Annotated in this window: 31 protein-coding genes; 8 read left to right on the forward strand and 23 right to left on the reverse strand. The window is 71.0% G+C overall.

Annotated features, from left to right (window positions below; all coding sequences use genetic code 11):
- Window positions 1–289 precede the first annotated feature (289 nt).
- The gene (tyrS, locus tag Aco03nite_RS07900; RefSeq protein WP_239145007.1) at window positions 290–1,525 is read right to left on the reverse strand and encodes a tyrosine--tRNA ligase; all 1,236 of its coding nucleotides are present in this window, start codon (window positions 1,523–1,525) and stop codon (window positions 290–292) included.
- An 80-nt stretch (window positions 1,526–1,605) separates the two neighbouring features.
- On the opposite strand from tyrS, the gene Aco03nite_RS07905 reads away from it, so the two are divergent.
- A complete protein-coding gene (locus tag Aco03nite_RS07905) occupies window positions 1,606–2,388 on the forward strand; it encodes a polyphosphate kinase 2 family protein (protein WP_203794121.1) in 783 nt (260 codons plus the stop codon).
- Window positions 2,389–2,447: 59 nt separating this feature from the next.
- Entirely contained in the window at window positions 2,448–2,963 is a 516-nt protein-coding gene (locus Aco03nite_RS07910; RefSeq protein WP_203794122.1) for a hypothetical protein, read from the forward strand.
- 84 nt (window positions 2,964–3,047) lie between these two features.
- On the opposite strand, the gene ptsP is transcribed toward Aco03nite_RS07910, so the two are convergent.
- The 16 genes from ptsP to Aco03nite_RS07990 form a co-directional block, all read right to left on the reverse strand.
- Window positions 3,048–4,691, reverse strand: coding sequence for a phosphoenolpyruvate--protein phosphotransferase (gene ptsP / locus Aco03nite_RS07915; RefSeq protein WP_203794123.1), 1,644 nt, complete (start codon window positions 4,689–4,691; stop codon window positions 3,048–3,050).
- A complete protein-coding gene (locus tag Aco03nite_RS07920; RefSeq protein ID WP_203794124.1) occupies window positions 4,684–4,959 on the reverse strand; it encodes an HPr family phosphocarrier protein in 276 nt (91 codons plus the stop codon). Before Aco03nite_RS07920 ends, ptsP begins: the two co-directional genes overlap by 8 nt.
- 10 nt (window positions 4,960–4,969) lie before the next feature.
- Window positions 4,970–6,010, reverse strand: a complete 1,041-nt coding sequence (locus Aco03nite_RS07925; RefSeq protein WP_203794125.1) for a zinc-dependent dehydrogenase — start codon at window positions 6,008–6,010, stop codon at window positions 4,970–4,972.
- Complete coding sequence (locus Aco03nite_RS07930) at window positions 6,007–6,453, reverse strand: PTS mannitol transporter subunit IIA (RefSeq protein WP_203794126.1); 447 nt, start codon at window positions 6,451–6,453, stop codon at window positions 6,007–6,009. The genes Aco03nite_RS07925 and Aco03nite_RS07930 overlap by 4 nt, the downstream gene beginning before the upstream one ends.
- On the reverse strand, window positions 6,446–6,754 hold the full coding sequence (locus Aco03nite_RS07935) for a PTS sugar transporter subunit IIBC family protein (protein ID WP_203794127.1): 309 nt from the start codon (window positions 6,752–6,754) through the stop codon (window positions 6,446–6,448). Before Aco03nite_RS07935 ends, Aco03nite_RS07930 begins: the two co-directional genes overlap by 8 nt.
- A 26-nt stretch (window positions 6,755–6,780) precedes the next feature.
- Window positions 6,781–7,962, reverse strand: a complete 1,182-nt coding sequence (mtlA, locus tag Aco03nite_RS07940; protein ID WP_203794128.1) for a mannitol-specific PTS transporter subunit IIC — start codon at window positions 7,960–7,962, stop codon at window positions 6,781–6,783.
- A gap of 229 nt (window positions 7,963–8,191) precedes the next feature.
- Window positions 8,192–9,130, reverse strand: a complete 939-nt coding sequence (gene pfkB, locus Aco03nite_RS07945; RefSeq protein ID WP_203794129.1) for a 1-phosphofructokinase — start codon at window positions 9,128–9,130, stop codon at window positions 8,192–8,194.
- Window positions 9,127–9,888 carry a DeoR/GlpR family DNA-binding transcription regulator gene (locus tag Aco03nite_RS07950; RefSeq protein ID WP_203794309.1) on the reverse strand — a complete coding sequence of 254 codons (762 nt, stop codon included), beginning with the start codon at window positions 9,886–9,888 and terminating at the stop codon, window positions 9,127–9,129. The genes pfkB and Aco03nite_RS07950 overlap by 4 nt, the downstream gene beginning before the upstream one ends.
- Before the next feature lie 148 nt (window positions 9,889–10,036).
- Window positions 10,037–10,753 (reverse strand): NUDIX domain-containing protein, encoded by a 717-nt coding sequence (locus Aco03nite_RS07955; protein ID WP_203794130.1) that lies wholly within the window; start codon window positions 10,751–10,753, stop codon window positions 10,037–10,039.
- A 52-nt stretch (window positions 10,754–10,805) separates the two neighbouring features.
- Window positions 10,806–11,375, reverse strand: coding sequence for a hypothetical protein (locus Aco03nite_RS07960; protein ID WP_203794131.1), 570 nt, complete (start codon window positions 11,373–11,375; stop codon window positions 10,806–10,808).
- A gap of 10 nt (window positions 11,376–11,385) precedes the next feature.
- Window positions 11,386–12,033, reverse strand: a complete 648-nt coding sequence (locus Aco03nite_RS07965; protein WP_203794132.1) for an adenylate kinase family protein — start codon at window positions 12,031–12,033, stop codon at window positions 11,386–11,388.
- A gap of 122 nt (window positions 12,034–12,155) precedes the next feature.
- Window positions 12,156–12,725, reverse strand: a complete 570-nt coding sequence (locus tag Aco03nite_RS07970; protein ID WP_239144986.1) for a hypothetical protein — start codon at window positions 12,723–12,725, stop codon at window positions 12,156–12,158.
- Between the two features lie 21 nt (window positions 12,726–12,746).
- Window positions 12,747–13,124: a type II toxin-antitoxin system PemK/MazF family toxin gene (locus Aco03nite_RS07975; protein WP_239144987.1), complete on the reverse strand. Its 378-nt coding sequence runs from the start codon at window positions 13,122–13,124 to the stop codon at window positions 12,747–12,749.
- Between the two features lie 241 nt (window positions 13,125–13,365).
- A complete protein-coding gene (locus Aco03nite_RS07980; protein ID WP_203794133.1) occupies window positions 13,366–14,163 on the reverse strand; it encodes a CAP domain-containing protein in 798 nt (265 codons plus the stop codon).
- Between the two features lie 111 nt (window positions 14,164–14,274).
- Entirely contained in the window at window positions 14,275–14,472 is a 198-nt protein-coding gene (locus Aco03nite_RS07985; RefSeq protein WP_203794134.1) for a DUF397 domain-containing protein, read from the reverse strand.
- Entirely contained in the window at window positions 14,465–15,340 is an 876-nt protein-coding gene (locus tag Aco03nite_RS07990; protein ID WP_203794135.1) for a helix-turn-helix domain-containing protein, read from the reverse strand. Before Aco03nite_RS07990 ends, Aco03nite_RS07985 begins: the two co-directional genes overlap by 8 nt.
- A gap of 172 nt (window positions 15,341–15,512) precedes the next feature.
- Between Aco03nite_RS07990 and Aco03nite_RS07995 the strand changes: the two genes are divergently transcribed.
- Entirely contained in the window at window positions 15,513–15,758 is a 246-nt protein-coding gene (locus Aco03nite_RS07995; RefSeq protein ID WP_203794136.1) for a hypothetical protein, read from the forward strand.
- A 46-nt stretch (window positions 15,759–15,804) separates the two neighbouring features.
- Here Aco03nite_RS07995 and Aco03nite_RS08000 read toward each other — a convergent pair whose 3' ends face one another.
- Together Aco03nite_RS08000 and Aco03nite_RS08005 are read right to left on the reverse strand one after the other, a co-directional pair.
- Window positions 15,805–16,620: a hypothetical protein gene (locus Aco03nite_RS08000; RefSeq protein WP_203794137.1), complete on the reverse strand. Its 816-nt coding sequence runs from the start codon at window positions 16,618–16,620 to the stop codon at window positions 15,805–15,807.
- A gap of 78 nt (window positions 16,621–16,698) precedes the next feature.
- The gene (locus tag Aco03nite_RS08005) at window positions 16,699–17,073 is read right to left on the reverse strand and encodes a DoxX family protein (RefSeq protein ID WP_203794138.1); all 375 of its coding nucleotides are present in this window, start codon (window positions 17,071–17,073) and stop codon (window positions 16,699–16,701) included.
- Between the two features lie 148 nt (window positions 17,074–17,221).
- Here Aco03nite_RS08005 and Aco03nite_RS08010 point away from each other — a divergent pair, with 148 nt between their 5' ends.
- Genes Aco03nite_RS08010 through Aco03nite_RS08020 form a run of 3 tightly spaced genes read left to right on the forward strand, consistent with a single transcriptional unit; the run spans window position 17,222 to window position 19,148 of the window.
- Window positions 17,222–17,665, forward strand: a complete 444-nt coding sequence (locus Aco03nite_RS08010; protein ID WP_203794312.1) for a MarR family winged helix-turn-helix transcriptional regulator — start codon at window positions 17,222–17,224, stop codon at window positions 17,663–17,665.
- Window positions 17,662–18,543, forward strand: a complete 882-nt coding sequence (locus Aco03nite_RS08015) for a dioxygenase family protein (protein ID WP_203794139.1) — start codon at window positions 17,662–17,664, stop codon at window positions 18,541–18,543. Before Aco03nite_RS08010 ends, Aco03nite_RS08015 begins: the two co-directional genes overlap by 4 nt.
- Window positions 18,540–19,148 carry a DNA-3-methyladenine glycosylase gene (locus Aco03nite_RS08020; protein WP_203794140.1) on the forward strand — a complete coding sequence of 203 codons (609 nt, stop codon included), beginning with the start codon at window positions 18,540–18,542 and terminating at the stop codon, window positions 19,146–19,148. Before Aco03nite_RS08015 ends, Aco03nite_RS08020 begins: the two co-directional genes overlap by 4 nt.
- On the opposite strand, the gene Aco03nite_RS08025 is transcribed toward Aco03nite_RS08020, so the two are convergent.
- From Aco03nite_RS08025 to Aco03nite_RS08035, 3 genes are all read right to left on the reverse strand, one after another.
- Window positions 19,093–21,291 carry a HelD family protein gene (locus Aco03nite_RS08025; RefSeq protein WP_507762610.1) on the reverse strand — a complete coding sequence of 733 codons (2,199 nt, stop codon included), beginning with the start codon at window positions 21,289–21,291 and terminating at the stop codon, window positions 19,093–19,095. The genes Aco03nite_RS08020 and Aco03nite_RS08025 overlap by 56 nt on opposite strands.
- Window positions 21,292–21,371: 80 nt before the next feature.
- Window positions 21,372–21,734 carry an HIT family protein gene (locus tag Aco03nite_RS08030; protein ID WP_203794141.1) on the reverse strand — a complete coding sequence of 121 codons (363 nt, stop codon included), beginning with the start codon at window positions 21,732–21,734 and terminating at the stop codon, window positions 21,372–21,374.
- Between the two features lie 27 nt (window positions 21,735–21,761).
- Entirely contained in the window at window positions 21,762–22,229 is a 468-nt protein-coding gene (locus tag Aco03nite_RS08035; protein WP_203794142.1) for a ricin-type beta-trefoil lectin domain protein, read from the reverse strand.
- 81 nt (window positions 22,230–22,310) lie between these two features.
- On the opposite strand from Aco03nite_RS08035, the gene Aco03nite_RS08040 reads away from it, so the two are divergent.
- Together Aco03nite_RS08040 and Aco03nite_RS08045 are read left to right on the forward strand one after the other, a co-directional pair.
- Window positions 22,311–22,826 carry a hypothetical protein gene (locus Aco03nite_RS08040; RefSeq protein ID WP_203794143.1) on the forward strand — a complete coding sequence of 172 codons (516 nt, stop codon included), beginning with the start codon at window positions 22,311–22,313 and terminating at the stop codon, window positions 22,824–22,826.
- 51 nt (window positions 22,827–22,877) lie between these two features.
- Entirely contained in the window at window positions 22,878–24,140 is a 1,263-nt protein-coding gene (locus Aco03nite_RS08045) for a hypothetical protein (protein WP_239144989.1), read from the forward strand.
- Here the strand turns inward: Aco03nite_RS08045 and Aco03nite_RS08050 are convergent.
- Window positions 24,127–24,360 carry a hypothetical protein gene (locus Aco03nite_RS08050; protein ID WP_203794144.1) on the reverse strand — a complete coding sequence of 78 codons (234 nt, stop codon included), beginning with the start codon at window positions 24,358–24,360 and terminating at the stop codon, window positions 24,127–24,129. The genes Aco03nite_RS08045 and Aco03nite_RS08050 overlap by 14 nt on opposite strands.
- Window positions 24,361–24,486: the final 126 nt, after the last annotated feature.

The raw sequence follows: 24,486 nt of genomic DNA on the forward strand, positions 1-24,486 counted from the left end.
CCAAGCGATGCGAAGATCGCTCGACTAAGACTGTGGGTTCCTCCAGGACGGCCGCGCCGGGCCCGATCACCGGTCCCGCTCGCTCGCCCGTCTCCCTGGCGGCCCGGTAAACATTACTCGTCCCGCCGAGCAACACCAAATCGGGGTGGCGCGACGGCGGTCACATCGATAAAACCAAAGGTCAGGCCCCGGATGACCGATCAACGGACGCCGGAAAAGCAGGTGAAACGGCATCGCCCCGCCCCCGGCGAACGGGGACGGGGCGATGAACAGACCCGAAAGAGTGCGGTCAGGACTCCAGCTCGACGCCGGCGAAGTTCCGCTTGCCGCGCCGGAGCACCAGGAACCGGCCGTGCAGCAGCGCCGACGCGGGGATCACCGCCTCACCGTCGGTGATCCGCTCGTTGTTGAGGTAGGCGCCGCCCTCGTTGATGGTGCGCCGTGCCTCGTTGGCGGAGGCGACGAGACCCGACTCCTTCAGCAGGACACCCACGGGAGGCAACTCCCCACGTACCGCAAGAAGTCCGGTCTCGGCCAGAGCGGCCCGCAAGGTGTCGGCGGACAGCTCGTCCAGCGAACCTCGCCCGAAGAGCGCCTGGCTCGCCGCGATCGCCTGCCGCGTCTCCTCCTCGCCGTGCACCAGCGTGGTGAGCTCCTCGGCGAGCGCGCGTTGCGCGAGCCGGGCCTGCGGCCGCTCGGCGGTCGCCTTCTCCAGCTCCTCCAGCTCCTCGCGGGACTTGAAGCTGAAGTAGCGCATGTACTGACTGACGTCGGCGTCGGCGCTGTTGACCCAGAACTGGTAGAACGAGTACGAACTGGTCATGGTGCGGTCCAGCCAGACGGCGCCGCCGGCGGTCTTGCCGAACTTGGTGCCGTCGGCCTTGAGGACCAGCGGGGTGACGAAGGCGTGCACCGGCCCGGCGCCGCGACGCCTGACGAAGTCGACACCCGCGGTGATGTTGCCCCACTGGTCGGAGCCACCGAACTGCAGCTCGCACCCGTGCTGGGTGTGCAGCTGGTAGAAGTCGTTGGACTGGAGCAGCTGGTAGCTGAACTCGGTGAAGCTGATGCCGCTCTCCAGCCGGTTGCGCACCACGTCGCGGGCCAGCATCTTGTTGACCGGGAAGTGCTTGCCGACGTCGCGGAGGAAGTCGATCACCGAGGTCGGCCCGGTCCAGTCCAGGTTGTTGACCATGGTGGCCGCGTTGTCGCCCTCGTAGCTCACGAACGGCGACAGCTGGCCGCGGATCCGCTCGACCCAGCCCTGGACCACCTCGGGCGGGTTGAGGCTGCGCTCGCTGGACTCGCGCGGGTCGCCGATCTGGCCGGTGGCGCCGCCGACGAGCAGCAGCGGGCGGTGCCCGGCCTGCTGGAACCGGCGCGCGGTGCACACCTGCATGAGGTGACCGACGTGCAGTGAGGCGGCGGTGGGGTCGAAGCCGACATAGAACGTGGTCGCGCCGCCGTCGAGCTTCTTGCGGAGCTCGCCGGGGTCGGTCGAGTCCTGGATCAGTCCGCGCCACATCAGGTCGTCTACGAAAGTCACCCCCGGATTCTCCCGCACCTGCTACTGCGGAACGCAACTGGATTGGGGATCCTGGGCGGATGGGTCATCTGGGGAGTGCGGAACCGCCGTACGAGATATCGAAGAAGAAGGCCGAGGCACGGCTGGCCGCGGCGCAGGAGCGGCTGCTGCGGTTGCGGCTGTTGCTGGGTGGTCAGATCGGCGAGAAGCGGATCGGCCCGCCGCTGTGTGTGGTGTTCGAGGGGTGGGACGCATCCGGCAAGGGCGGCGCGATCAAGCGCCTGGTGGCGCCGCTGGATCCGCGGCACGTGCGGGTGGCGCAGTTCGCCGCGCCCACCTACGACGAGAAGCGGCACCATTTCCTGCAGCGGTTCTGGAACGTGCTGCCCGGCAACGGCGGGATGGCCGTGATGGACCGGTCCTGGTACGGCCGGGTGCTGGTGGAACGGGTCGAGGGTTTCGCGACCGGTGAGCAGTGGAAGCGGGCGTACGACGAGATCGCCGAGTTCGAGCGGACGCTGACCGCCGAGGGCATGATCCTGATCAAGTTCTGGATGCACGTGTCGGACTCCGAGCAGCTGAAGCGGTTCGAGAGCCGGCGGACCGACCCGTTGCGGTCGTGGAAGCTGACCGACGAGGACTGGCGGAACCGGGAGAAGCGGGCCGAGTACGAGGCGGCGGTCGAGGAGATGATCGACCGGACCGACCGGCCGAAGGCGCGCTGGAACGTGATCGCGGGTGACGCGAAGCCGTACGCGCGGCTGGCGGTGGCCGAGCACGTGTGTCACGTGCTGGAGACGCGGCTGGCGAAAGCGGGTTACGACCTCAGCGCGGCGGATCGGCCCGGGGTACCGCACGACTGACATTCTGGCGTTTTGCCGTGGTTGTGGATGATTTGCCGAATACTGTTTGTGCTATGGCCATGAGCAGCAATTTCTTCATCCGGCGGCCCGGGGTCGCCGTTCTGGTAGGACTCGCCGCGGTCGGGCTCTCGATGAGTGTCGCCGGTCCCGGTGCGGCGAGTCCGGGCAGTACGTACGAGTCGTACGCCGGCAGCCGGACCAGTCCGCAGGACACCCAGGCGGTCTCCGTCTCGATCCAGCGCACCCGCGGCGCCAACAACATCTCGTCGTTCCAGATCTCCGGCTCCGGGAACGCGTACTCCAACGAGGTGTTGAAGCTGGCGTCCAGCCCGGCGTTCCGGGCGCTGGGCCCGCGGTACGCGCCGGCGAGCAAGTCCGGCCGGTACCGCTACGACGTCACCGTCAACTACCGCAACGGCTGGCAGAAGCGGATCGTCACGTACTCGAAGACACCTGGCACACCGCAGGTGCTCGTCGACCTGATCAAGAAGACCGAGACGGTCAAGGTCAAGGTCCGGATCCCGAAGATCACCATTCCGAAGATCGAGTTCCCGCCCGGGTTCCCGTTCAACTGAGGCATCGACACCGAAACGGAGACGACGAGACGGGCCCGCCCTGGTGACCAGGGTAGGGCCCGTCTCGTTTACCGGCAGTAGGCCTCAGCTGACCAGGGCACGCGCCCCGGCCGCATCCGGAGCGGCCACCGCCTGCTCGGCGAGCCGCCGGCAGTCGGCCTCGGTGCGGGCCGCGAGAGCCGCCCGGACCTGCGGGATCGCCCGTGGTGACATGGACAGGCTGGTCACGCCGAGCCCGACCAGGATCGGCGCGAGCAGTGGGTCGGCGGCGGCCTCACCGCACACACCGACCGGTTTGCCGGCTGCCCGGCCCGCCTCCCCGCAGATCCCGATGAGCTGCAACAGGGCCGGCTGCCACACGTCCAGCAGGTCGGCCAGGTCACCGCACATCCGGTCGGCGGCGAACGTGTACTGACTCAGGTCGTTCGTGCCGATGCTCAGGAAGTCGACCACCCCGAGCAGATCCGCGGCCCGCAGCGCGGCGGCCGGAACCTCGATCATCACGCCGGCCTTCGGCAGTCCGGCGGCGTACACGGCCTCCGCGAACTCCTTCGCCTCCGGCAGGGTGGAGACCATCGGGGCCATCACCCAGACGTCGGCGCCGGTCTGCGCGCGGGCCTCGGCGATCGCGGCCAGCTGTGTGGTGAGCACCTGCGGGCGCTGCCGCGCCACGCGCAGACCGCGGACACCCAGGGCCGGGTTGGGCTCACCGTCCTGGTTCAGGAACGGCAGCGGCTTGTCGGCGCCGGCGTCGAGGGTCCGGATGACGACCCGCCGGCCGGTCATCGCGGTGAAGACCTCGCGGTACGCCGCCACCTGCTCGTCGTGGGTCGGCTCCTGGGCGCGGTCGAGGAAGAGCAGTTCCGTGCGGAACAGGCCGACTCCCTCGGCGTGTGCCTCGTCGGCAGCCGGCACGTTCTTCGCCGAGCCGACGTTGGCCAGGAGTTTCACCCCGTACCCATCAGCAGTCTCACCGGGACCGGTGAGACCGGAGGCCGCCTCGCTCGCCTGGCGGGCCGCCTCGGTCGCGGCCTTGACGGTGACCTCGTCGACACCCGCCTCGACACGTCCGGTGGCCCCGTCGACGAGCACCAGCGTGCCGTCCGGGACGGCCAGGACGCCGGGGCAGGCGACGACCGCGGGCAGGCCCAGCGCGCGGGCCAGGATCGCGGTGTGGCTGGTCGGCCCGCCCACCTCGGTGACCAGGGCGACGACCTGATCCGGGTCGAGGTCGGCGGTGTCGGCCGGGGCCAGGTCACGGGCGGCCAGCACGTAGGGATGACCGGGCGAGGGGACACCCGGCATCGGCAGGCCGAGCAGGACCGCCACCGCCCGGTCGCGCAGGTCGTCCAGGTCGGCGACCCGTTCGGCGAGGTAGCCGCCGGCGGCCGTGAAGGCCTCCCGGAAGCTCGCGAACGCGCCGTCGATCGCGTGCGAGGCGTCCTGACCGGCCTCGATCTGTTCCCGGACGCCCTCGCGCAGCATGTCGTCGTCGGCCATCATCGCCTCGGCCCGCAGCACCTCGGCGATGGTGCCGTCGGTGGCGCGGTCGGCGCGGCGTTCCAGCTCGGCGACCACCGAGGCGAGGGCGGCCTCGGCGCGGGCCACCTCCGCCTCGGTGTCGGTGACCGTGGTGGGGGCGGGCAGCGCCGGGGCCCCGGCGATCCAAAGAAGCGGACCGGCCACGGTCCCGGCGCACACCCCGATGCCGGTGAGCACCTCAGCCATGATCGGCGTCCAGGTCCTTCGCCAGCAGTTCGGCCAGGCTGTCCAGGGCCTCGTCGGCACCCTCCCCCTCGGCCTCGAGGATCACCTCGGTGCCGTGCTTGGCGCCGAGGGCGAGCACCGACAGCATGCTCTTGGCGGGAACCGGCTTGCGGTCACCGGATCGGATGGTCACCTTGACCGGCGCCTTCGCGGCCGCCTCCACGAAGATCTTCGCGGGGCGGGCGTGCAGGCCGGTGGCGGAACCGACGGTCACCGTACGGGTGGGCATAGCGAACTCCTCAGGGCTCGATGGTGACCTTGATGGCCTCGCCGCGCGCGACGATCCCGAAGGCGTCGATGGCGCTCTCCAGCGGCAGGCGATGGGTGATCAGGTCGTTGACCGGGACGGCGCCGGTGGCGACCAGGTTGAGGGCCTCGGCGTTGTGGGCCGGGCTGGACCCGTTCGCCCCGATGATCATCAGCTCCCGGTAGTGCACCAGGTTGGAGTCGCAGGTGATCGTCGGGTTGTCCTTGGGCAGACCGCCGAAGAAGCTGATCCGGCCCTGGCGGGCGGCCATCTCGATGGCCTGCTCCTGGGCCTTGCCGGAGGCGGCGGCCGTGATGATCACGTCGGCGCCACGGCCGTCGGTCAGCTTGAGGATCTCCTCGACCGGGTCGACCTCGGCGGCGCAGATCGCGGCGTCCGGCAGGACCAGGTTCGCGGCCATGTCCAGGCGCTCGCGGTTCAGCTCGACCAGGAAGACCCGGGCGGCGCCGCGGGCCCGGGCCAGCCGCACGTGTAGGCAGCCGATCGGGCCGGAGCCGATCACCACGACGTCGTCGCCCTCGCCGACCCGGGCCAGGTTCTGCGCGTTGAGCGCGCAGGCCAGCGGTTCGGCGACCGACGCCTCGGCGAAGGAGACACCGTCCGGGATCCGGTTCAGACCGTCAACGGCCAGGACCTTCTCCGGTACGACCATGAACTGCGCGAAGCCACCCTCGAAGTGGTAGCCCATCGACTCCTGGTTCGGGCAGACGGTCATCCGGCCGCGCTCGCACTCGGCGCACTTGCCGCACGGGATGGCCGCGATGACCTGGACCCGGTCGCCGTTCGACCAGCCGTCGACACCCTCGCCGACCTGGACGATCTCGCCGGCGATCTCGTGGCCCATCACCCGGGGCGGGTGGATGTGGTGGTGGCCGAACTTGGAGATCTTCACGTCGGTGCCGCAGGTGGAACAGTTCCGGACCCGGATCTTCACCTCACCGGGACCGGCCTCGGGCTCGGGGGCGTCCTCGAAGCGGACGTCACCGGGAGCGTGGAAGCGTACGACCTTCATGACTCTGTTTCCTCCTGGATGGTCCCGAGAAGCCGGATCACGGTCTCGGGTTCGGTGGCCTCGCGGAGTTCACGGGCCTGGTCCTCGTCGAGCAGGATCTCGGCGAGAGCGGCGAGCAGGTCCACGTGCCCGTCGCCCTGGGCGGCGATGGCCACGCACACGGTGACCGTCTCGCCGCCCCAGTCGACGCCCTCCGGGAAGCGCAGCACCGCGAGGGCGTCGCGCTTGACCAGGTCCTTGCCGGCGAGGGTGCCGTGCGGAATGGCGACACCCTCACCGACGTACGTGGAGATGGACTGCTCGCGGGCGAGCATCGTGTCGATGTAGCCCGGTTCGGTCGCGCCGATGTCCACCAGGGCCTGACCGCAACGACGGATCGCGTCGTCGCGGTCGGCGGCCTTCTCGGCGAGCCGGATCGCCCGCGGGTCCAGCAGCTCAGACATTGAGATCAGTGCCCTGCTGGATGGCCTTGACGACCTTGGTGACGGCCGGGTCGCCCAGGAAGATCTGGAACGGCACGATCGGCTTGTCCGGAGCGACCGAACGGGCGCGGGCCGCGAGGCCGCTGTGGCAGACCACCACGTCGGCGTCGGCCGGGATCGAGTTCACCGGGGTGTGCTCCACGGTGACCCCGGTCTTGCCGAGCTGCTTGCGCAGGGTGCTGGCGAGCATCACGCTGCTGCCCATTCCCGCGTCGCAGGCGACGACGAGCTTGCGGATGTCCTTGCCGTTGATGGTTGCCATGATCTCTACGGCCCCTTCCCTGGTAGTTAGGCGTTTTCCTTGCGGGTGCTGTCGGTCTCGTCCTCCGACGCGGTGCGCTGTGCCGGCACAGCCGGCTCGTCGGCGATCTCCTCGGGAGTCTTCGCCTCGGAGGTGGTGTCGTCGTCGGGCTCCTGGTCGGACTTCAGCTTGCCGAAGCCGAGCAGCAGCGCGGCGACACCGAAGGTGACCGCGGCGGCGATCAGGACACCGAGGAACATGCCGACGTGCGAGCCCTTGGCGGTGACCGCGACGAAGGCGAAGATGCTGCCCGGAGCCGGGGAGGCCACGGTACCCGCGCCGAAGATCATGAAGGTGGCCACACCGGACGCGCCACCGGCCATCAGAGCGAGGATCAGGCGCGGCTTCATCAGCACGTACGGGAAGTAGATCTCGTGGATGCCGCCGAAGAAGTGGATGATCATCGCGGCCGGGGTGGTCGGGCGCAGCGACTTCGGGCCGAAGAAGAAGTAGGCGAGCAGCAGACCCAGACCGGGGCCGGGGTTCGACTCGATCATGAACAGGATCGACTTGCCGCTCTCCGCGACCTGCTGGACACCGAGCGGGCTGAACACGCCGTGGTTGATGGCGTTGTTGAGGAACAGCACCTTGGCCGGCTCGACCAGGACCGACACCAGCGGCATCAGGCTGTGGTCGAGGAGCCAGTCGACACCGCTGCCGGCGGCCTTGGTCAGGCCGTTGACGACCGGGCCGATGGCCAGCTTGCCGAGGATGGCGAAGCCACCACCGATGATGCCGGCCGAGAAGTTGTCGACGAGCATCTCGAAGCCGGGCTTGATCCGGCCGTCGATCGCGTTGTCGAACAGCCGCAGGACGTAGGCGGTCAGCGGGCCGATGATCATCGCGCCGAGGAACATCGGCACGTCGGCGCCGACCACGACACCCATCGTGGCGGTCGCACCGACGACCGCGCCACGCTGGCCGTGGACCATCCGGCCACCGGTGTAACCGATCAGCACCGGGAGCAGGTACTTGATCATCGGGTCGACGAGCTCGGCCAGGTTCTCGTTCGGCAACCAGCCGACCGGGATGAACAGGGCGGTGATCAGACCCCAGGCGATGATCGCGCCGATGTTCGGCATGACCATGCCGGCCAGGTGACCGCCGAGTTTCTGGACGCGGGCTCGGAAGCCGCCTCCAGAGACCTCCGGGGTGTACGAAGAGGCCATGAAAATTCTCCAATTCGGGGTGGTGGAGAGTGTAGGTTTAGATGTTTATTTCCGGCTATATCCGGCCGGTTGAGCGCTGGAAGTGCCGGGTTGCTCCCTCGCGGGAACGTCTGGGGCCGACCGGAGCGGACGGCGGGTGAGCGCCGCCCGGATCAGACGGCGGGTGCGGGCCGCCCGGATCGGACAGCGGGTGCGGGCCGACCGGAGAGCGGACGGCGGGAGGGTGCCGTCAGGGATGCAGACGGCGGGAGAGGTCGGGGTCGGACGAGACGCTGACCGTCGTACGGTCGAGATCGGACGGCGTCGGCATCCGGCTGCCCGGAAGGGAGACCGCTGCCGCGCCCCACGCCAGACCCTCGGTGAGGGCGCCGGCGCCGGCGGCGCCACCGGCGAGGAATCCGGCGAGCATCGCGTCCCCGGCACCGACCGTGCTGCGCGGCACGGTCACCGGCGACGAACCGGAGAGGACCCCGTCGGCGTCGACCAGGATCGCGCCGTCGGAACCGAGGCTGGCCAGGACCGCACCGGCGCCCGCGGCCCGCAGCCGCCGGCAGCCCTCGACCACGTCACCGTAGGTGCCCAGCGGAGCGCCGATCGCCTCGGCCAGCTCCTCGCGGTTCGGTTTGACCAGGGCTGCGCCGGCGGCGACCCCGGCGAGCAGGGCCGGGCCGCTGCTGTCCACGGCGAGCCGGGCGCCGGCGGCGACCAGGCGCTCACACAGTTCGGTGAAGGCGCCGATGGTCGGGCCGGGCGGCAGGCTGCCGCAGATGACCACCCAGTCGGCGGTGCTCGCGGCGTCCAGGACCGCCTTGCTGACCTGGGCGAACTCGGCGTCGGAGAGGACCGGGCCGACCTCGTTGATCTTGGTGACCGTGCCGTCCGGCTCGGCCAGGGTGATGTTGGAGCGGGTCCGGCCGGCGATCGGCACGGCCAGCATGTCGACACCCTCGGCGCGGAGCATGTCGACGAGCTGGTCGCCCTCGGCGCCGCCGGTCGGGACGACAGCGGTGGAGCGGACGCCGTTGGCGAGCAGCGCGCGGGACACGTTGACGCCCTTGCCGCCCGGGTCGATGTGCGAGTCGGCGGCGCGCAGAACCTCACCGCGCACGAGCACGTCGAGTTCCAGAGCGCGGTCCACGCTCGGATTCAGAGTTACGGTCAGGATCATGCTTTCACCACCCGTACGCCGGTCGTCTCGACCTCGGCGGCGAGATCCTCGTCCAGCCCGGTGTCGGTGATCAGCAGATCGGTGTCGGCGAGTGCGCCGAACTTGGCCAGGTAATCATTGCCGATCTTGGTGTGATCGGCGAGCAGCACCACCCGGCGGGCTGCGGCGATCATCGCCCGCTTGACCGCCGCCTCGGCCGGGTCCGGAGTGGTCATGCCCCGCTCGACGCTGACGCCGTTGGCGCCCATGAAGGCGACGTCGACGTACATGTCGGCGAGCGGTCGCAGCGCCCAGTCGTCGACGGTGGCCAGGGTCTTGCCCCGGACCCGGCCGCCGAGCAGCAGGACGGTGAGGTTGGGTTTGAGCCCGAGGGTGGCCGCGAGCACCGGTGAGTTCACCACCACGGTCAGCTCGCGGTCGGCGGGCAGCAGCTGGGCGAGGCGGGCGGTGGTGGTCCCGGCGTCCAGGATGATCGCGCCGTCCTCGGGGATCTCGGCCAGCGCCGCCTTGGCGATCCGTTCCTTCTCGCTTATGAGAACGGCGTCCCGGGTGGCGAGTGCGGGCTCGAAGCCGAGGCGCTCGACCGGGATGGCCCCGCCGTGCACCCGGCGCAGCACACCGGACCGTTCCAGGACGGTCAGGTCGCGGCGGATCGTCTCGGCAGTCACCCCGAAGGTCTCGGCCAGCGCGACGACGTCGACCCGGCCCTCGGCACGGGCCCGCCGGACTATCTCCTGCTGGCGTTCCTCCGCGTACATCCTCACCACCCGGCTCGTTTTGGCTTTGTCTTTGTTTACGCCCGCTTCTGCCCGAGCGCAATATGTCAAAGAGATTTCGGTCTCCTTAAATTGCTGGAGACACCTGCACAAAACGGGTCTTACCGGGAGAGTCCGGTTGTGTTGGTTTTCAAATCAGGTGACGTTCGACCGTGAGGATCCGGTCCGGAGTCCCGTGCAGGACGAGCAACCCGCCCTCCGGCACCGTCGCGTCCACCGGAACCGGCGCCGGACGCCGCCGGCACAGCTCGCCGAACAACTCCCGGATCGCCGCCGGCTCGGCACAGACCGCGGCCGGGCGTCCCGTGTCGAACGATTCGCCGGCGATCCGCAACGCGAATTCCAGATCAACACACGACTGTTCCCGTACGCCGTACGCGGACAGCACGGAATGCGCCGGATAGGCACTCCCCCGGCGCAGGATGAAACAACTCGTCGGCACCGGCACCCGGCGCTGGAATTCGCGAAGAATCCTTACGTCGTCGGGCCGGCTCAGGGCGTCCGCGGCCCGTGCCGGGGAGAGCCACAGCAGGTCAGCGGCAGGATCATCCTCGGCGGAAAGCCCGGTGAAAGCGGCGAAATAGTCGACGTGCTCCGGCCAGCCACCGCGCACGTAATTCACCGAGCCCAGCCACGGACCGAGATTCACGGTCGCCCCGATCTCCTCGGAAACCGCCCGGACCGCGGCCGACGTCATATGTTCCCCCGGCGCGGTCCGGCTTTTCGGGAATCCCCATTCACCACGGTTCGACCGGAGCACGGCGACCTCACGGGCGTTTCCCGCGCCACGCCACAGCACCGCTCCGGCGGCGGTGACGGGCGCGGAGAACGAGGGTCCGAGATGCACCGACCCACGGTAGGCCGATGTCCGACTTGATCGGATTGCCCTGAAAGAGGGATCAGCCCTTCAAGGTGGCGAGCAGACCGGTCTCCGGGAAGACCATGCCGCCCTGGTTCAGGGCGAGGAAGTCCGCCTCCACCTCGTCCAGGCTCAGCACACCCCGGCGGACCGCGTAGTACCGGATCAGCGACCACACGAAGACGTCCAGGTGGTCGAAGCGGGTGTCCGCCTCCAGCACGTACTCCTCGTGGAACCAGAGCGCCACCTGCCCGTTCGCCAGCAGCGTCCACAGGTTGCCGCTGCCGTCGGCGACCAGCGAGAACACGTCGTCGTCGGCGACCTCGGTCTCGTAGTCCGAGTCCAGGATCTCGCACTCGTTGGCGGCGAAGCCGAAGGCGTACGACCAATCGGCGATCTCGAAGACGTCCGGGATCGCCCCGGCCCGGACCCGCTGATCGAAAGCGGCCAGGGCGGCGGCCCCGGACGCCGGCAGACGACCCACCAGATAGTCGATCGGGCGGGTGTCGGCGGGCACCTCGGCCCGCCCGGCGTCCGGGAACCAGCGTGCGATGTCGGCGTCGAGGTCACGCTCGACGTAGCCGATCAGATCATCGGGAGTGAGAGTCACCCGCGCGATGCTAGCCGCGTGGTGACGGCAGTCCGAGGGTCTTACGGATGGCCGACTGCACCTCCTCGACCGATGCGCGACCGTCCACGTCGTGCACAACCTCCTTGCGCCGGAACAGCTCCAGCACCGGGCGGGTCTTCTCGTGGTAGTCGCTCAGCCGGGACTCCAGGGCCTCCGGGGTGTCGTCGGCCCGGGTGATCAGCTCACCGCCGCAGATGTCGCAGCGGCCCTCCACCTCGGGACGGTCCGCGATCAGGTTGTAGTCCATCCCGCAACTGCTGCAGAGCCGGCGGCTGAGCACCCGGCGGCGCACCTCGTCGTCGGGCAGCTCCAGGTGGACGACCGCGTCGATGTCGTAGCTCTCCATGAAGAACTCGGTCTGCCGCCCGTTGCGCGGGAAGCCGTCGATGATGAAGCCGTAGTTCCAGTCGTGGATGCCCATCCGGCGGCGCACCACCTCCTCGACCAGGTCGTCGCCGACCAGCTCGCCGGCCGCCATGATCCGCTTCACCTGGGCGCCCAGCTTGGTGTGCTGCCGCACGTGCCAGCGGAAGATGTCGCCCACGCTGATGTGCACCAGGTCGTAGGCCTCGCGCAACATCTTGGCCTGGGTGCCCTTGCCGCTGCCCTGCACACCCATGATCACGTACTTACGCATGACGCCTCTCCAGACGGGTACGCCGCGCGGGAGCGCGGCGGGGGCCGGGCGCGGGCCCGGATGACAGGGCCGGTCCGCCGTACGCGGATGCGGCGGACCGGGAAAGGGCCCGGGTCACCGGGTCAGTCCGCCGCGCCCAGGCGCAGCGGGCCGGGCGCGGGCCCGGACAACGTCGTCGGATCGATGCTCCAGGCGGCGGCCACCCGGAACACGTCCCGCTCGGCGACCAGCACGGACGTCTCGTCGGGGTCGAACTCGCCGGGCAGACCGGCGTCGCGCTCGGCCGGGTCGGGATCACCGAACCAGGACGTGACGTCCCCGCTCTGCCCGACGTAGCCGAACGCCCGCACCAGCTCTCCCTTGACCGCCCGCTGCCAGCGGTGCAGCTCGGTGACCCGGTGGGTGGCGAAGAACTGCACCTCGGCGCCGAGGGTGGCGGACAGCGCGACCACGTCCGGGCCGGGTGTCATCAGCCGCCGGCCCACCGCGAGCACCCACGACTCCCCCCGCGCGCCGGGCAGCGGCGGGGTGACCGCCACCCGGTCGTCGGTGAGATGGGCCAGATCCAGCCCGTCGCGCCAGGGCACGGTGCCCAGGTCACGCAGGCCGAGCGCTTCGATCACCGCGGAGGGCTCGGCGCCCGAGACCGCGAGCCAGGCCTGTTTGCCGCCGAAACCGGTCATGACGTCCATACCGCAACGCTATCCGGCGGATCACGGCCAGCCGTAGTTGCGGCGCAGGATCGCGGCGATCCGGTCGAACCGGGGCCGGTCCAGGACCGCGCCCTCCCGGCGGATGCCGTCCTCGTCGATCTCCAGGACCCGGTCCAGGCGGATCCAGCTCGGGCGCGAGTCGCGGTCCCAGTCGCCGGGGCCGAGGGCCATCCAGTGGCGCTGGCCGTCCCGGTCGCTCTGGCTGGAGAGCATCAGGCCCAGCATGGTCCGGGCGTCCCGGCCGACCACCAGCACCGGGCGGTCCTTGCCCTGGGCCGGGTCGTCCTCGTAGGGCACCCAGGTCCAGACGATCTCACCCGGGTCGGCGTCGCCGTCGAGCTGCGGCGCGTACGCCAGCTGCCGGCCCTGCTTCGGCACCGGGACCGTGCGCGGCGGCCGCTGCGGCTTGGGCGCGGCCGGTTGGGGAGTAGCGGGCTTGGGAGCGGCCGGCTTGGGAGCAGCCGGTTTCGGAGCAGCCGGCTTGGACGCGGTTGGCGGAGCGGGCCTTTCAACAGGCTTCTCCTGCGTCCCCAGCAGCCATCGGAGGAGGGATTTCAGTAGTTCGAGCACCGCGTCACCCTAAAGCCGGTCCGCCCCGGCCGCACAGGGCCAAGATCTCTCAGCCGACGAAGTCCTGGGTCATCCAGGTGATGCCCTTGGCGTCCCGGACGATGCTCAGCCCGATCCGGGTGAAGTCGGCGTTCAGCAGGTTCTTGCGGTGCCCGTCGTTCGGCGGCACCTCGGCCAGCATCGAGTCGGTGAGCCCGTTGGCCGCCCCGACCATCGCCGAGGTGCTGCTGCCGCTGGAGCCGAAGCCGATGTTCTCCCCGGCGGTGCGCCACGAGACGTCCTGGGCGCTGAACCGCTCGCCCAGACCGGACTCGCCGGAGCACTGGTGGGACAGCCCGCAGCCGTCGATCATCAGCTGGTTGTGGATCGCCGCGGCCTTGGACAGGTTGGTGTCCAGGGTCAGCGCCTTCAGTCCCTCGGCCACCCGCGCCTCGTTGATGTGCGCGAGGACCTGTTCGGACACCGTTCCGGAGGTCACGGGAGCCGCCTCGGTGGTCTTGGTGGCGGCCGGTTTCCTGCTGACGCTGCTGCCGGTCGCCGTCTTCTTCGCCGTCGCCTTCGGAGAGGGACTCGCCGACGTGACGGAGGGCGACGGCGACGGCGACGGCGATGCCACGGTGGCACTCGGCGACGGGGACGCCGATTCCGTCGCGCTCTCCGCGTCGAGCAGGTCGGCCTCGGCGCCGGCGGTGGTGGCCACCGGGAGCGGGGCGCTGACCGCGCTCGGTTCGACCGTCCCGGTGTCGCCGTGTGCCAGGCCGGCGGCCAGGAAGGCCGCGCCGATCACCACCGCTGTCGACCCTGCTGCCAGGGAGTACCGGAATCGGGCAGCAGCGGAGAGCGGCACTGATGTTCACCTCGGTGAGACGGGACAGGGGACGACGCCCCATCACGATGCACCAGCCCTCCGCCCGGCACCGTCCCGCAAAGGAACCCTTAAGGTGGGGCTCACGGATTCCTAAAGGTCGAACTCCCCGGCCCGCACCCCGGTCAGGAAGGCCTCCCACTCGGCGTGCCCGAAGACCAGCGTGGTGCCGGCCCGGTCCTTGCTGTCGCGCAGGGCCACGATGCCGGGCAGGTTTCCGGCCACCTCGACGCACTCACCGTTGCCGCTTCGGGTGCTCTTGTGCCAGACGGCACCGGTCAGGTCAGCCATCGCTCTCCTCGATGATCGTACGGATTAGATCGTCGGATTCAGCCCTGCCCAGCGCGATCGCGTCGATCTCGCCCCAGATCGACTCGTACGCCTCAACCTCCGCGAGCTTATCCAGATAGAGCGCGCCGGTGAGGTTCTCGCAATAGATGGTCGTGGGCTCGGGCGACGTGGTGCCGACCGCCGGGAACTCCAGGATGGTGAACTGCCCGGAGACGGCCGCCCGGTGCGGGCCGGCCGACAGCGGGATCACCCGGGCGCTGATGTTCGGCCGGGTCGACATGTTGACCAGGTGGGCGAGCTGTTTCTGCATGCCGAGGGTGTCGGTGATGGTCCGGCGCAGGACGCCCTCGTCGACGACGACGTCGAGCCGGCACGCCTCGGGCAGCCGCCGGTTGAGCAGCGACTGCCGCTCCATCCGCACGGCCACCGCGTTGGCCGTGGCCTCCTCGTCGCCGACGTGCCATCGGCGCAGGACCGCTTCGGCGTACTCCCGGGTCTGCAACAGGCCGGGGATCACGCCGGGGGCGAAGAACCGCAGCCGGGAGGCCGCCTGCTCCATGCCGACGTAGAGCTCGAACCAGGCCGGGACGACATCGCCGTACGCGTGCCACCAGCCTTTCGCCTTGGACTCGGCGGCCAGGCCGATCAGCACCTCGGTCAGGTGGCCGGGCGCGGTGTAGACCCCGCACATCGCGATCACGTCGTGCTTGCGGACCGGGACCTCGCCGTTCTCGATCCGGTACATCCGGGCGCGGGAGAACTCCAGCTCCTGCGCCGCGGCCATCAGTGAGATGCCGGCCTGCTCACGCAGCTGCCGTAACAGCCGCCCGACCTGCCGCCTCGGAACGGTCGAGCCCGTCTCGGTCATACCTCTCCCACGATCTCGGACATCCCGGTGTATCGAACGAGACGATCGGATCGCCACGAGCGAGACATTGAGAATCCATTTCCGGGATTCTCGCCGTTCCGGCTTGAGACCGAGCCTAAGGCAAGTCACGCTCCAATGTGTAGTCGTCGAATAGCACATGGTGAGGGTTTCGATGCTGGTTCCGCGAACCGAACACGTCGGCGAGCGCCCGTCCTGGGACTGCCGGGTCTGCGGGCAACCCTGGCCGTGCGCCGTCGCCAAGGTCGAACTGACCGAGCAGTACGACAACTTCCCGCACGGGCTCTCGGTCTACCTTGGCTCCTGCCTGCTGGAGGCGATCGACGACTGGGCGGCCGGCAGCGGCGCCGGGCCACCGACCGACCTCTACGAACGCTTCCTCGGCTGGGCCGGCCCTTAGGTCCGGTGTGGCAGGCCTCGCTCCCACGAGGCCTGCCACACCGGACCTAACCCTCGACGCGCTGGTGCAGCAGGTCGTACAGCTGCTGGTCCTTCACCGCGCTGTGCAGGGTGTCGCCGGCACCGGTGCGGATCACGAACGGGCAGGCCCGATCGGTTCCGGTCAGGTCCTTCTGCAGAATCCGGCGGCGGGTGGCCACCTCGTAGACCGCCAGCCGGTAACGCCCCTCGACCAGTGGGAGTGTGCCGTCCCCGGCGCGGCAGTCACGGATCTTGCGGCCGGGGCCGGTCAGGTCCAGGCAGGCGACGATCTGGGCACGCTCGGGATCGGGCGCCCAGGTGCGGCGCTGGGTGGCCGACCCGGCGAAGGCGGCCCGGTTGAGCGTGCGCGTCGACCGGAAGTCCGCCCCGGTCTCCTCGCCCTCGCTGATCATCACCGGATGCGGGGCGGAGCCGCGGAACCGTGGCGCGGACGGATAGAACCGGTCGGCGCAGACCATGTCCAGGTCGTTCTCGGTGCGCACCGGCTGGGCGACGGGCCGCGGGCCGCCACCGGCCGGGCCGGACATGCTTGCTCCGGGCCGCGGCGGCGGGGGTGGCGGCGGGCGCTCGGCCGACGACGGCTCGTTGATCCGCAGGAACAGATGCACGGCGGTGCCCAGGCAGGCGATCAGGGTCGCCGCGAGCAGGGCGGAGACGATCAAGGTCCGATTTCTTGCGGTACGCGGGGAGCGCCCCGTCGCCGGGACACCCCCGTCCGGCGGGGCCTCCTCCAGGTGCAGGCCCCCGAGGGCGGCGAGCCGTGACCCGGGCTCGCCGTCGCCGGGTTCCGTGCCGTCCTCGTCGCCGCCCGGCTGCCGCATCGCCCGCTCCCCGCCCCGACCTCAAGACGACGAACTATATCGATGTAAGTGCCGATTCGCACCTGGTGGAAAGCCCGGTCAGAACGCGTACGGGCCGAACCGTCCCCACGCGACGAACGCCGCGAGCAGGAACAGGACGGCACCAGGCACGGCGCCCGGGATCTCGTTGCGGCGCACGTGCACCACGATCGCGCCGATCATCGTGACGGCCAGGCCGGTGGCCGCGATCGGGACCAGGATCGGGACGATGTCCAGCAGCGCGGGCAGGATCAGGCCGATCGCGCCGAGCACCTCGAGCACGCCGATCGTCTTGACCTGACCGGCGCTGAAGTCCTCGACCCAGCCCAGCCCGGAGGCGGCGAGCTTCTCCTTGGGCTGCAGCGCCTTCATCGCGCCGGAGGCCAGCATGGCGGCGGCCAACAGTCCGGCGGCGATCCACAGGGCGACGTTCATTCTCTTGCCTCGACTCACTCGTGATGACTTAAACAGTTGAGTGAAAGGTAGGGCCCATGACTTAAAGATGCAAGTGACCGTGAGCTAACATGCAGGGGTGGAGAACACCGAGCCACGTTGGCTGAACAGCGAAGAGCACGACGCCTGGATGACCCTGATGGGCGTCTTCATGCGCCTGCCCACCGCCCTGGACGCGCAGTTGCAGCGCGACGCCGGCCTCAGTCACTTCGAGTACGGGATCCTCGCCGGCCTCTCCGAGGCGCCGGACCGGACCATGCGGATGAGCGTGCTGGCACTGCTCGCCGAGGGTTCCCTGGCCCGGCTCTCGCAGGCGGTCGGCCGGCTGGAGAAACGGGGCTGGGTGACCCGCGGCCCCGACCCGGCCGACGGGCGCTACACCCTGGCCACGCTCACCGACGACGGCTGGGACAAGGTGGTCGCGTCGGCGCCCGGCCACGTCGAGCACGTGCGTGGCCTGGTCTTCGACGCGCTCACCAAGGCCCAGGTCCGGCAACTCCACGAAATCGGCCGGCGGATCACCACGGCGATCGACCCGGACAACCCCTGCCCGACTTCCAGGAGCACCCGATGACCACTCTGCATCCCGCGGTGCCCGCCGGGGCGTACGACCAGTTCCTGATCGGCGCCCTGCCCCGCGCCCACGAGCAACGCGCCTGGCGGGCCGGGGACACCGCACTGCCCGCGCTGTATCTCAGCCACGGCGCGCCGCCGCTCTTCGACGACGGCCCCTGGCTGCGCGAGCTCTTCGACTGGGCGCAGTCGATGCCCAAGCCGACGGGCATCCTGATCGTCTCGGCGCACTGGGAGAGCGCGCCGCTGTCGCTCTCCGCACCGGCCGCGCACACCCCGCTGGTCTACGACTTCGGCGGCTTCCACAGGCGTTACTACCAGATGCGGTACGACACTCCGGACGCGAGCGCGCTGGCCCGCCGGGTCGCCGCCGCCATGCCGGACAGCGAGCCGGTGCACCAGCATCCGAGCCGCGGCCTGGACCACGGGGCGTGGGTGCCGCTGATGGCGATGTACCCGCTGGCCGACGTGCCGGTGCTGCAGCTCAGCATGCCCAGCCAGGACCCGTCGCGGCTGCTCGCGATCGGGGAGCGGCTGCGCGGGCTGCGGGACGAGGGGGTGCTGGTGATCGGCTCCGGGTTCATGGTGCACGGGCTGCCGTTCATGACCCGGGAGATGGTCGTGCACGGCACCGTGCCGTCCTGGTCGTCCGATTTCGACGCCTGGGCCGCCGACGCGCTCGGCCGCGGTGACGTCGACGAGCTGGCCGCGTACCAGGACCGGGCGCCCGGCATGCCGTACGCGCACCCGACCCCGGACCACTTCACCCCGCTCTTCGTCACGCTCGGCGCGGCGGACCGGCCGGACGCCCCGGTGCGGACCACGATCGACGGCTACATGATCGGGTTCTCCAAGCGCTCGTTCCAGACGGTGCCGTGAGCTGGCGCGCGCTGCCCGCGGCCCGCGTCGACGAGGCCGCCCGCGCACTGCTCGGCTGGCGGCTCACCGCCAACGGGGTGACCGTGCGGCTCACCGAGACCGAGGCGTACAGCGGGCTCGGCGCGGATCCGGCCAGTCACGCGCACCGGGGCCGGACCGACCGGAACGCGGTGATGTTCGGCCCCGCCGGGCGGCTGTACGTCTACCAGATCTACGGCATGTACTTCTGTGCCAACGTGGTCTGCGGTGAGGACGGGGTGGCCGCCGCGGCGCTGCTGCGGGCCGGAGCCGTGATCGACGGCGTCGACCTGGCCCGGGAACGGCGGCCGTCCGCTCGTACCGACGCGGTCCTGGCCAATGGCCCCGGCAAGTTGATGCAGGTCCTCGGCCTGGACCGGGCGGCCAACGACACCCCGTTGTTCGGTGGCGGCCCGGCCTCGCTGGCCCCGCCGGACACTCCGGCCGGACCGGTCTCGGCCGGGCCCCGGGTCGGGGTGACCTCGGCGCACGACGTGCCGTGGCGGTTCTGGATCACCGGCGACCCGACGGTCAGCGCCTACCGCCGGCACTCCCCGCGCCGCCGCCCGTCGTCCGGAACACCGTGAGCCGCCGGGTCGCGCGGGTCAGCGCCACGTAGAGGTCGTTGATCCCGCGCGGCGAGCCGTCCCGGATCGCCTCCGGATCGACCAGCACCACCTCGTCGAACTCCAGCCCCTTGGCCTGCGCGACGGTGAGCAGCACCGCCGGGTCCTCCACGTCCCGGCCGAGTCCGGGCAGGGCGGCGGCGATCTCGGCGTACCGGGCGGACGGGACGATCACCGCCAGGCTGCCCTGATCCGGAACGGTCAGCGCGGCGAGCCTCGTCAGATCGCCGGACTCCTCGCGGGGCTCGGCGCCGGCGGACCGGACCGGGCGGGGCAGGACCACCGGCGGATCGGCGTCGGCGAGCAGTCGCCCGGCGTACGCCATGATCTCCGCCGGGGTCCGGTAGCTCACGGTCAGCGAGGCGAGGCGCCAGCGGTCGGCGACGAACGGGGCGAACACCTCGGCCCAGGACTCCGGCCCGCCGAGCGCCCCGGTCTGCGCCAGATCGCCGACCACCGTCATCGACCGGCTCGGGCAGCGGCGCATCAGCATCCGCCAGGCCATCGCGCTGAGCTCCTGCGCCTCGTCGACGATCACGTGCCCGAACGCCCAGCGCCGGTCGGCCGCCCCGCGCTCGGCGGCGGACAGCTGCTCCCGGTCGGCGTACCGGTCGGCGAGCTCCTCGGCGCTCAGCACGTCGGTCGCCGTCAGCACCCGGTGGTCGGTCGAGCGGGAGCCGGCGCTGATGTCCAGGACACCCTGCGCGTAGTCGAGCCGTCGCTGCCGGGCCCGGGCCGCCCGCGCCCGTTCCGCCCGGTCGTCCTCGCCCAGCAACTCCACCGCCTCGTCCAGCAGCGGCACGTCGGCCGCGGTCCAGCCGCCACCGGGCTCGCGGCGCAGCAGGGGGTGATCGGTCGTCGCGTACAGATCGGTCAGGAAGCGTTCCGGGGTCAGCACCGGCCACAGCTCGTCCAGCACCCGGAGCACCGCCGGCTCGGTCGCCAGGTCGGCGCGGATGTCCGCCAGGTCCGCCTCGTCCAGCACGTTCGGCACCCCCGGCGCGTCGTCCTCACCGAGCGGGTCGTCCCAGAACGGGTCGTCGCCGATCCGCTCGGCGACCTGGGCGGCCAGCACGTCGAGCACCCCGGCCTCGAAGATCGGGCGGGCCAGGTTGTGCAGCCGCCCGGACTCCCGGGCCCGCCGGCGGATCGGCTCGCAGTCGTAGCGGTCCAGGCGCAGCACGTGCCGGTCCACCTCGACCTCGATCGGCTCGGCCGGCACCCGCTGCCGGGCCCGCAGCCCGTCGGCCAGCACCGCGAGCATCCCGGCGTCGCCCTTGACCGCGGCGACCCCGGGCGGCTCGGCGGCGGTCGCGGTCACCCCGGGGAACAGGTCGGCTGGGGTGGCGAGCAGCACTCCGGTCTCCGCGAGCGACGGCAGCACCTGCGAGATGTAGCGCAGGAACGTCGGGTTCGGGCCGACGATCAGCACCCCACGGGCACTGAACTGCTCCCGGTAGGTATAGAGCAGATAGGCCGCCCGGTGCAGGGCGACAGCGGTCTTGCCGGTGCCCGGCCCGCCCTGGACCACCAGCACGCCACCGGCCCCGGCCCGGATCACCTCGTCCTGCTCGGCCTGGATGGTCTCGACGATGTCGCGCATCCGGCCGGTGCGGTGCTCGTCCAGGGCGGCGATCAGGGCGGCCTCGCCGACCAGGCCGGTGCCGGTCACGCCGGCGCCGAGCACCTCGTCGTCCAGACCGGTCACGGTCCGCCCACGGGTGCGGATGTGGCGGCGGCGGTCGATGCCGTACGAGGTGATCGCCGTCGCCACGTAGAACGGCCGGGCCGCGGGCGCCCGCCAGTCGACCAGCAGCGCGTCGTCGGGGTCGTGGATGCCGATCCGGCCGATCCGCAGCGGAGCGCCGTCGTGCGGGTCGAGCCGGCCGAAGCAGAGCCCGGACTCCACCGCCTCGTAACGGGCCAGCCGGGCGGCGTGGTCGCGGGCGGCGGAGTCCCGCTGGGCCCGGTCCTGCCGGGTGCCCTCGGACTGCCGCCATTGCTGGTGCAGGCGGTCCCGGGCCACGTCGCGCATCTCGTCCAGGCGCCGGTAGAGCATGTCGAGGTAGTCCTGCTCGGCGGCTTTCTCCGTCTCCGTTGACAACACGTCCTCCAGGGCGTATTCTGATGGTGGGAATTCAGGCTCCGTCAAGCTTTAAGCGCAGAGACGTCGAGCCTACACCCTCACATCAGTGACGCGTGGAGTGCCGCCGCGTCCACCCGCGGATCCCCCACCCCGCCCGGATAACGGGTCTCGATCAGCGTGTGCAGGTGCGGCTCCTCGTCGGCGACGGTCAGGAAATTCAGCCGGTCCGGCCGGAAACAGTCCCGGATCGCCCGCGCCACCGTCAGCACCTCCCGGTGGTAGAGATCCGACTCCACCGGGCTCAGATCGACCGGCTCCACCACGTGCCGGCCCCGCCACACCACCATCACCCGGCCGCGGCGGGCGAAATAGGCGTCACTGACCCGGCCGGACCAGACCCGCGTCCCGAAAGCGGTCTCGTCCCGCCGCTCCCCGCACCAGGCGCACCCGTCTACACGCACGCCCCACCATAAGCGATTGTCGATGCCTCACCAGGGGTTCAGGGACCGCCACTGCTGGTTGAGCGCACCCGAACAGTCCTGCAGGCGGACCTTGCCACGGCCGGCCGCGTCCACCGAGACCTCGGTCAGGCAGGGCCCCTTCTGGTCGCCGGCCCGCAACACGGTGGTGAACCACCACTTCTGATCGGCCTTGTACGTGCACAACTCCACCCGCGCCTTGATGCCCTTGGCGGTGGTCCGCGGCTGGACACAGTTCTCGTCCTGGGTGAAGTGGCCCTCGCTGGTCTGGTAGAAGTCCTGCGCCCGGTTCCCCCGGTCGCACGCGCTGGTGAACAGCGTCGTCCCGGCGTCGCCACCGGTCAGGCACCGGTACGGCGTCTGCTGGGTGACGATCCAGCCCTGATGCAGCGGCGGCGGGCCCGGCACCGCGGCCGCCGGAGCGGACGACAGGTAGAGCACGGCGACGGCGACCAGGAACGGCAGGATGAGGCGCACGGCCCCACTCTAGGAACGTCGCCTGCCGTTTTGCCGGGAAACGGCCGCATTCTGGACGGTCGGACACTAGCGTCGGCGGTGATGTTCACAAGACGCGGCCTGCTGGGGCTGAGCATGGTGTCCGGGGCCGGGGTGCTGTGGTGCGCCGTCCTCATCGTGACCCTGACGTTCGGGGCCCGGCCGGTGATCACCCAGGTCGCGGTGGGGCTCGCCGCGATCCTGACGGTGCCCGGTTTCGCGGTCGGCATCCTCGCCAACCGGCGCGGCTACCGTACCCAGCAGCCCCGGCGCCGGTGGAATCTCGCCTCCTGGGTGCCACCGCACGTGCCGGTGTGGGCGGCGGTCGCGGCGGCCCTGATCTTCGCCGGGTTCTGGCTGTCGCTGGTGCTGGCGTTCAGCGCGCTGAACGGGAGCCCGACCGAACGCGGCGGGACCTACGTGCTGGTCGACCACCAGCGGGAGACCGTCGTCGCCCGGTCCGTCTACGAACGCCAGGTCGACCACGAGACCCAGATCTCGCTGGCGGTGCTGGGCGCCTTCGCGATCGGCGGCGCCTTCCTGTGCGCCGCGCGCGCCACCGACCACGACGACCACTGACCCGCGCCGGGCACGTGCCGGCACCGGATACCGTCGGATTCGCCGGCGCGGGTGGCCGCCGAGGGGGAGGCCACCCGCGCGGTCACCGGGCGTGCCGGTCTCGTCACGGTGGCGGCCGGCATCTACCGTGGGCCGGTGGAGATCCGCCTCTGGGAAGTCGTCGCCGAGGCCGGAGCCCTCGCCGAGGCCGGGCCGGGGGCGCGGGTGCACACCACCGCCGACGCGGTGTTCGCCGCCGGGCCGGAGGGCACCGTCATGATCGCCACCGGCGTGCGCAACGCCGAGGACCTGACCGTCTCCGGGCCGTTCCCGCGCCTCATCGAGGGCCGCCTGACCGCCGGTGACGGCCTGCCGCTGCACGTCTTCGCCCGGCTGCCGGACGGCTGCCTGACACTGGGCACCGCCCGGGTGACCGAACCGGCCCGCCGCCGCGGCGTGCTGCAACGGCTGGACCTGCGCCTGGACACCCCGCTGCCGGAGCATCTGCTGGGCCTGGCGGAGACGCCGTGGCCCGGCCCGGACTGGCTGGACCTGCTGCCGGACGACCCGCTGACCGCGATGCAACGGTTCGCCGCCGACTGGTGGCCCGCACCGCCGGCCACCGGCCCGGCCGAGATCGCCCCGCCGGCCGCCGGCCTGGCCGAGATCGCCCCGTCGACGCTGGTCAGCGGGCGGCGGCTGGACCCGGCACGGCTTGATGAGCGGCTGCCGGAGGCGCTGCGGGTGTTCCAGCGGTCGGTCGCCGGCCGGACCGGGAGCGATCCCCTGACCATCCACCGGGATCCGGTTCCCGGCGGGCCGGGCGGCACCCTGGTCTTCGGCGAGGCCGCGGACGGGACGTTCGACCTGCTGATGGACGCGGGCGCGGACGATCCGGCGGTCTACTACCACGGGCTCAGCGACCAGCCGCTGCGCGAACGCGAACGGCTCAGCCGCTACCTGCTGCTGACGGTGCTGGCCGGGGCCGCGATGGACGGAACCGCGGCGGGCGGGATGGCGTTCGTGGACCGGTCGCAGGCGCGCCGGATCGTCGCGCCGCTGCGCCGGGTGCCGTTACGGCCGATGCGCTGGCCGAGCGCCCGGTCCCGGCTGTACGCCGGGCCGGACACGATCGCGCTGGTCGGCGAGGACGACGCCGACTGGTTCGAGGTCTACGTCGGCACCCGCAGCCGTTCGTCACTGCGCCGGCTGCGCCGACTCGGCCTGGACTGGGCGTCGTTCAACGAGACGGCGGCGTCGTTCGACGAGACGAGGGCGTCGTTCGACGAGACGGGCGCGGCGTTCGGCGAGACGGCCGGACTCAGCGCGGGCTGAGCGCCGGCGCGCACGCCTCCAGGGCACGGACCTGGCCGAGCAGGTGGTCACGGGTGGCGCCGAGCTCCTCGATGGCGGCGCGCAGCGACTCGGTGCCGCGGACGTCCCCGGCGACGGTCCGGGTGGCGGTCAGCACCTCCATGGTCGCCGTCATCGTGGCGGCCACGTCCGACAGCTTGCGGGACATCTCTTCACGCAGGAGCAGCAGCAGCGGGTCCACCAACGGGCACCTCCGGTCTCGGGTGGCGCCTGGGCCACCGTGCGGACCGTTCTGATCGGCGTGACCGCCGGGCACCTGAGCAACCCGCGAAAGTCGACAATCTCAACTGAATTAGTAGACAAGGCG

This window comes from Actinoplanes couchii (genome assembly GCF_016862075.1).
GTDB classification, from domain to species: Bacteria; Actinomycetota; Actinomycetes; order Mycobacteriales; family Micromonosporaceae; genus Actinoplanes; species Actinoplanes couchii.